The following is a 6,291-nucleotide window of genomic DNA, read 5'->3' on the forward strand; positions in this document are numbered from 1 at the left end:
AAGTGGCGTGTTCTAATAGTGCTAAGGGACACCCACTTTACGTTCCGACCACAGCCTTGGAGCCCACAAAGTGGGTGTCCAAAAGTATCCCAGTCATTCTGCGCATCAATCGTGACGGCAGTCTGTTTTACAACGTGATGAACGCCGACGACAAGCGAATCGACAGCTTTCGTGTAGGTGAATTGCTGTATGGGAGATGACCGTCGCCGCTTCCGCAGACATCCCCGTTCCAGGATGGGTGAAGCCTCGCTAACACCGCGCGTCTGGTCCTGTCCAGCCCGGTTTCGCTCACGGCGACGGTTATATCAGTATAGCCTACCCAGCCCGCGCGTCAAGGCGGGGTGTATTCGTCCAATACCTTTGGCACTCTTTATGGTTTTCCAAGAGCCACTGCACCGGCGCCTTGAGGTCAAGGCTGTGGTGTGGCAGCACGGTATTGTAGTCAATGAGCCACTGGCTCAACTTCTGGTTGAACAACTCAAGGTCGGTAAAGAGCAACTCTTCGTGCCAATCGACGAACTGCTCTTGGATCGTGCGGTTGAAGCGTTCGCAGTGGGCATTCATGCGCGGCGATTTCGGGTAGGTCCAGTAGTGCGTAAGCCCCATCGATTCAAGCATCGCGTCAAACGCCCCTTGAAATTCCGACCCATTGTCCGATAGCGCTGCCAGCTGAAGCGGTTGCCCGTTCCCTTCTTGGCCAGAAGCCAGCGCTTGGAACGCTTCGGCAACCACCCGGCTGCTCTTTTTGGGAAGCGCCAGCGCAAACGCGCAGCGGCTCACCGGATCGACCAGGGTCAGGATGTAGCGCCGCACGCCGTCACGCACCCGTTCGATCGTGTCCAACGCCCATAGGGTCATCGGCGGCACTTTCAGCCCTTTGGGCTTTCGTGTTTTGCGTACCCGTGGCCGCAGCGTTTTGCTGCGGCCACGGGCATCGAGTCGCTTTGGGACAAGACGCATCTTGTCCGGTGCTTCGGCAATGATTCGACCGATGGTCGATACCGAAGGTAGCGTAATGCCGTGTTCCGCACACCACGGTGCAAGCAGCCGGTGCAGCCGCTCTTTTCCCAGGTTGGGATAGAGGGTGCGCAACTCTCGAATGCGCTTCACCAACCGCGGGTCGCGGTTCTTGCCCCGTTTGCGCTTGGCGATCGGCGGTTTGGGAATGAGCGCCGCAGGGTTATCCCCTGCGGCTTTCAACGCCGCTTTCCAGCGATAGAGCGTGCGACGCGACACACCAAACGCTTCCTGCGTGGCACTCAAGCCGTGTCGCTCCCAAAACTTCAGGATTCGTAACCGTTCTTGAGCATCCTTCGGTGTCATTTCCCACTTCTGTCCCAACGCAGCCAACAGTTGTGTATCGTTCTTTCTGTAAATTCCAGTTGTGTATCGTTCTTTCTGTAAATTCCGTTTTGCCTGGTCTGTGAAGAAGAGGACGAAGGCGCGTAGCGCCGCAGACCTCTCCCCCACAGACGGCACCCGATGGTGGGCATGACGCCATGACTTCGGAGAAAGGAGTATATCGCCCATGGCAATGCGTGTCGAAACCAACCCCCTGGAGGCGGCCTATGCCGCCCTCATTGAGCACGGGCTCGATGGCGCAGCTGAAGCGCTGCGTATCCTGGTCAATGAAGCTGCCAAGATCGAGCGCGCCGAGTATCTTGGTGCTCGACCTTACGAACGAACCGCAACCCGGCGCGATTACGCCAATGGCTACAAGCCCAAAACCATGCTCACGCGTCTGGGTGAGGTAACTTTTCAGGTGCCACAAGTGCGTTCCGGCGACTTTTATCCTTCCGTCCTAGAGAAAGGCACCCGCACCGATCAAGCCATCCATATCGCCCTGGCCGAGATGTATGTGCAGGGCGTGTCCACCCGGAGGGTGATCGAGGTATTGCAAAAGCTGCTGGGGCCAGAGATTTCGCTTTCCACCGCCCAGGTTAGTCGTGCCGCAGCCAAGCTCGACGAAGGACTCAAGGCCTGGCGGGAACGTCCCTTGGGTGAGGTGCCTTACCTTTTTCTGGACGCTCGCTACGAGAAAGTCCGCTTGGAAGGCCGCATCCATGATTGCGCCGTGTTGATCGCCGTCGGGATCGAAGCCTGCGGCAAGCGCCGGGTGCTTGGCTGCGAGGTCGCTACCTCGGAGGCCGAGACAAAAAAGCGGCGCTTTCTGGAAAAGCTCCTTGCCCGAGGACTCAAGGGCGTTAAGCTCATCATCGCTGACGACCATGCCGGACTCAAGGCGGCTCGCCGGGCGGTTCTTCCTGCTGTCCCCTGGCAGCGCTGCCAGTTCCATCTGCAACAAAACGCCGGACAATTCGTCACCCGCCAAGAGGCCAGAAAGAGCGTCGCTGCCCAGCTGCGTGCCATCTTCAACGCTCCGGACGGGACAGAGGCCGAACGGCTCTTCAAAACCGCACTCGATACCTGGCACAAGGCGCATCCGAAGTTGGCCCAATGGGCAGAAGAAGCCGTCCCGGAGCGCTTGACCGTATTCGATTTCCCGGCAGCCCACCGCATCCGGTTGCGCACAACCAATGGACTGGAACGGATCACCAGGGAATTGCGCCGCCGCACCCGGGTCGTCAGCATCTTTCCCAACCCCGATTCCTGCTTGCGCCTCGTCTCCGCTCTGCTTGCCGAACTTGACGACGAGTGGATGACCGGAAAAGTCTATCTCAACCTCAACCCGTAACCCCAGCGCCATGATCACCGATGCGAAAATTTACAGAAAAGGAGTTGCACAATCCGCAGGAGTGCGTCGAGCAGTTGTTGGCCGTGCTCAACCGGCGCTAGGCCCTGGCGCGGAATTGTGCTGGTGAAAAAATCGGATAAGCCACCTTTTGCGTCTTTCGGGCACGCAGCACCGGTACCCACCACCCCGTTTGGGGCCACCAGACTTTTGCAGACTTTTGCAGACTTTTGTTTGCAGACTTTTGGACACCCACTTTGTCATCCCCCACTTGGTCATCCCTGCTCGTGGTTTGACGCCCCTGGGCGGATCCATTATGTATTTTTCCAAATCGGCGGCGAAGGGAGCTCCGCAAAACGCCCCAGGAGGCATGACCCATGACCGAAGAACGGCAAAACCCCGCATCCCCTCACGAGTTGACCCTCGACCCCAAGACTATCGACGTCTTGATCGCGAATATCATTCCCACCTCGAAATATTTTGAGAGCCGATTCGACAACCTGCAATACCAGGTCAATGAGATCAAAGAGGATATCAAAAACCTGGAAGTCCGCATGGACAAGCGCTTCGAGCAGGTGGATAAACGCTTCGAGCAGGTGGATAAACGCTTCGAGCAGGTGGACGCACAGTTTGTCTCCATGCGGGCAGAAATCAAAGACCTTGAAGACCGCATGGATAAGCGCTTCGAGCAGGTGGATAAACGCTTCGAGCAAATGGACTGCAAGTTGGACAAGATCATCGAACGTATCGACCGCCGCATCGACGAAGGGTTGCGGGAGAACCGCAGTCAAATGATGCGTATGTTCACTTTTGCCATGACCTTTTCTGCCATCTCCATGATCGGGCTCATCGGCAAGATGCTCCAACTTTTTTGAGATAAGACTTTTGGACACCCACTTTGTTTCTAGGATTCTCTAGGACTCCATAAGACTCCATAAAGGGACACCCAATTTACGTTCCCTCCTGATTGCCTTACACAGCCGCAAACCTCCCCTGGAGCATCGTGTTTGTCGGCGCTCTTTGAGCGGATCGGAGATCTCCATGCCACGGCCCCGCGCACACATCGTCTCTCTGGAGCACACCGCCTGGTACCACGTGGTCTGTCGCTGCGTACGCCGCGCCTTCCTCTGCGGCGAAGACCGCCTGACCGGAAAAAACTTCGATCACCGCCGCGGCTGGATCGAGGCCCGCATCCGCGAGCTGGCCGCGATCTTCACCATCGACGTGGCCGCCTATGCCATCATGAGCAACCACTACCACATCGTGGTGAAAATCGATCGGGATCGGGCCGAGCGCCTCGCGGACGAGGAGGTCCTCGCCCGCTGGACACGCCTGTTCTCCGGGCCGCTGGTGGTGCAGCGCTTTCTCGACCCCCGGACCCGGGCCGCCTTGCCCGAAGCAGACCGCCACAGGGCGCGCCAATGGGCCGCCACCTACCGGGAGCGCCTGTGGGATCTTTCGTGGTTCACGCGCGTGCTCAACGAGTCCATCGCCCGCAAGGCCAACCGCGAAGACGGGGTGCGCGGCCGGTTTTGGGAGGGACGCTTCCGAAGCCAGGCCCTCCTCGACCAACAGGCCCTGTTCGCCGTCATGGTGTACGTGGACCTCAACCCCATTCGCGCCGGAATCGCCGAAACCCCGGAAGACAGCCGGCACACGAGCATCGAGGCGCGGCTGCTCCCGGACCGGGTGGAAGCCCGACTGCGGGAATGCGCCCGCACCACGGCACCAGCCCACACCGCCCCAAAGGCCGACGGCCCCACCCCCGCAAACCACGCCGCCCCCACAAACGAACGCCGCCTGCCCATGGCCCCGCTCCTCCCCTTCGACGCCACCGGCCACGAGGACTGGGCCCTGCCCTGCGCCCTGGAGGATTACGTGGAGCTGGTGGAAACCGTGGGCCGGTGCATCCACCCCAAAAAACGCGGCCACATCCCCGAGACCGCCCCGCGGCTCTTGCAGCGCCTGGGCATGGACACCGAGGCCTTCATCACGCTCAGCACCCGGCTTCTCAAGGAGTTCGGCCACGCCGTGGGCACGCCGGAAAGCCTGCTGGAACTCGCCGCCCGCCGCCAGGCCCGATACCTGCGCGGCATGACCGCAGCGCGCAAGATGATGGATGCATGACCCCGGGAAGCCCACAAAGTGGGTGTCCAAAAGCAGCGACTTGACTGCTTGATGTCAACGATTACAATGCACACAATGATATCATCACAAGAGGGGTTCCCATGGCCGCCTTGACCATACGCAATGTGGATGACGCCACCAAGCAGGCGCTACGCATCCGCGCGGCGCAGCACGGGGTGTCGATGGAGGAAGAGGCGCGGCGCATTTTGCGCGAGGCGCTCTTGCGTGCTGCCCCGGCGACGCCGCTGGGGCAGCGGCTCAAAAGCCGCTTTGCCGATGTGGCCGACGAGTCGTTTCAACTACCCAACCGGCAGATGCCACGCCCGGCCCCTGGCTGGAATGAGCCGACATGATCCTGCTCGACACCAATGTGCTGTCCGAATTCATGCGCCCGCAGCCATCGGCGGCTGTGGTGGCCTGGCTGGATGCGCAGTCTGCCGACAGTGTTTGGATAAGCGCCATCAGCCGGGCCGAGATCGAACTTGGCCTGGCGCTGATGCCGGCAGGCCAACGCCAGACCGCCTTGACGCAAGCTGCGCAAGCCATGTTCGACCAGGATTTCGCCGGGCGCTGCCTGCCTTTCGATGAGCGTGCGGCACTTCACTATGGCGCTATCGTCGCGCAGCGCACGCGCATGGGGCGCCCCATCAGCACCGAAGATACCCAGATCGCGGCCATCGCGCTCGCGCACCATCTGACCCTGGCCACGCGCAACGAGCCCGACTTCGAAGGGATTGACGGCTTGGCCGTCGTCAACCCGTGGCTGACAAGCCCATGAACATCCTTGTTATCGAATCATAAAGGGACACCCGAATCATAAAGGGACACCCACTTTACACTCCCCCCCCACCTTACGTTCCCTTCTGATTTCCGTACACAGCCGCAAACCTCCCATGAAGCCCACAAAGGAAGCCCACAAAGTGGGTGTCCAAAAGTATCAATCAAAAGTATCAAAGTACCCCCCCCGCCGAGACCCTCCGCCCCGGCGGGGAAAGACAGGCTATTGTTTGGTGCCGGCAGGGGCCGCAGGTTTTTCTTCTGCCTGCGGCGCACTCACGGTGAGCATGTCCTGAATCTTGAGAAAAGTTGCATCCCCGATGCCTTTCACTGCTTTGATTTCCTCGATGGATGCAAACGGCTTCTTCTGACGATATTCAATGATGCGCCCGGCAATCACAGGGCCCATTCCGGGAAGTGTCTCCAGCTGCGCCTGGCTTGCCGTATTGATGTCAATCTTCTCTGCAGCCATGGCCGCTCCACCGAACATCAAGACGAACACCAGAAATGCCACCCGAATCCACGAATACATACAGGACCTCCTTGAAAAACAGATGTTTTTTCTCCACAAAAGGGATTCCGATCTTCTTTCCAGAAAAGATCCTGTTGTTGTCAAGGGGCCATAATGACACATGGTGCCGGACGACAATATGCGCCACGATGTGGACACGCGTCTGTTACCGGACAATGATATT

Annotated in this window: 8 protein-coding genes; 6 read left to right on the forward strand and 2 right to left on the reverse strand. The window is 59.2% G+C overall.

Annotated features, from left to right (window positions below; genetic code table 11):
* The coding region (locus BR00_RS01235) for a hypothetical protein (protein WP_496475802.1) at positions 1–200 on the forward strand (200 nt) is incomplete at its 5' end.
* Positions 201–315: 115 nt separating this feature from the next.
* Here the strand turns inward: BR00_RS01235 and BR00_RS01240 are convergent.
* The gene (locus BR00_RS01240) at positions 316–1,530 is read right to left on the reverse strand and encodes an integrase core domain-containing protein (RefSeq protein ID WP_496475803.1); all 1,215 of its coding nucleotides are present in this window, start codon (positions 1,528–1,530) and stop codon (positions 316–318) included.
* Here BR00_RS01240 and BR00_RS01245 point away from each other — a divergent pair.
* The 5 genes from BR00_RS01245 (at position 1,529) to BR00_RS01265 (ending at position 5,597) form a co-directional block, all read left to right on the forward strand.
* On the forward strand, positions 1,529–2,695 hold the full coding sequence (locus BR00_RS01245) for an IS256 family transposase (RefSeq protein ID WP_496475804.1): 1,167 nt from the start codon (positions 1,529–1,531) through the stop codon (positions 2,693–2,695). The genes BR00_RS01240 and BR00_RS01245 overlap by 2 nt on opposite strands.
* 374 nt (positions 2,696–3,069) lie before the next feature.
* Positions 3,070–3,567, forward strand: a complete 498-nt coding sequence (locus tag BR00_RS01250) for a coiled-coil domain-containing protein (protein ID WP_496475805.1) — start codon at positions 3,070–3,072, stop codon at positions 3,565–3,567.
* A 166-nt stretch (positions 3,568–3,733) separates the two neighbouring features.
* Positions 3,734–4,819 carry a transposase gene (locus tag BR00_RS01255; protein WP_496475806.1) on the forward strand — a complete coding sequence of 362 codons (1,086 nt, stop codon included), beginning with the start codon at positions 3,734–3,736 and terminating at the stop codon, positions 4,817–4,819.
* Positions 4,820–4,920: 101 nt separating this feature from the next.
* Positions 4,921–5,172, forward strand: coding sequence for a FitA-like ribbon-helix-helix domain-containing protein (locus BR00_RS01260; RefSeq protein ID WP_496475807.1), 252 nt, complete (start codon positions 4,921–4,923; stop codon positions 5,170–5,172).
* Positions 5,169–5,597 carry a type II toxin-antitoxin system VapC family toxin gene (locus BR00_RS01265; protein WP_496475808.1) on the forward strand — a complete coding sequence of 143 codons (429 nt, stop codon included), beginning with the start codon at positions 5,169–5,171 and terminating at the stop codon, positions 5,595–5,597. Before BR00_RS01260 ends, BR00_RS01265 begins: the two co-directional genes overlap by 4 nt.
* Positions 5,598–5,819: 222 nt before the next feature.
* Here BR00_RS01265 and BR00_RS01270 read toward each other — a convergent pair whose 3' ends face one another.
* Positions 5,820–6,128, reverse strand: coding sequence for a ComEA family DNA-binding protein (locus BR00_RS01270; RefSeq protein WP_496475779.1), 309 nt, complete (start codon positions 6,126–6,128; stop codon positions 5,820–5,822).
* Between the last annotated feature and the right edge of the window lie 163 nt (positions 6,129–6,291).

The organism is Thermodesulfomicrobium thermophilum DSM 16697 (assembly GCF_059568695.1).